Here is a 740-nt window from a genome sequence, read left to right as displayed (position 1 = left end):
AAGCAAAACAGCAACGTTATAACGACGCGGCATAAAAAGAAAACCTTGTCACGTAAGGACGGACAAGGCTTTCTCAAGCTCATCACCCTGGAGATAACAAAAACCGTCCTGTATCGCAACCTGGTTATAGGATTACTAAGTACATTCTACGCCATATCGCTTTACATACAATATTGAGATGACGGATTGAGGAAACAATCGCGCCATTCCAAGCGAAGGCAAGGATGGCGGATTGTTGATCATCACTAGCAAGACTTAAGGTTTGCATTCAGGTGCATTTTTATATTTTTTACAAAAAGGGCTTTTTAAGCGCTTCTTGACACTGGGACTCGGGATCACAGCACCTGGACGACAAATGGGCAAGTTTTCGGCTCTAAAAGTATAACACCACCCTCCCGCTCTTGCTACTTCTTCATCTTTATAGCGGAATCCTGATTGAATCATGCAAGCATAAGTTGTTGCTTTTGCATTGATGCTCTGCTTTCTATTTTCTGGAAATACATCATAAGGCGTTGGCATACCACATTCTAATAATGCTTTTCCTATTTCAGTAAAATCTGCTCCTGGCTTCTCCCAAGCAGTCAAGTATCCTGAAGGAGGCTTATTAAACTGACATCCAGCGATACTGAATAGAGTTACAGCACTTAATAATTTTAAGGTTTGTTTCATTTTTTACTCCTTGATTTACTTAAAGGAAATTGTTCACGATGAGATGTGCCATAAAACTTTTGGCATTTATA

The 740-nt window shown here is 40.0% G+C and carries 1 protein-coding gene; it reads right to left on the bottom strand.

Annotated features, from left to right (window positions below):
* Positions 1–255: 255 nt before the first annotated feature.
* Entirely contained in the window at positions 256–669 is a 414-nt protein-coding gene (locus ACFINO_RS10380) for a hypothetical protein (RefSeq protein WP_375655749.1), read from the bottom strand.
* Positions 670–740 lie beyond the last annotated feature (71 nt).

Origin of the sequence: Bartonella sp. AA83SXKL, assembly GCF_042196965.1 — a bacterium.
Taxonomy (GTDB): Bacteria; Pseudomonadota; Alphaproteobacteria; order Rhizobiales; family Rhizobiaceae; genus Bartonella.
This window is presented reverse-complemented; position numbering and strand designations above follow the sequence as displayed.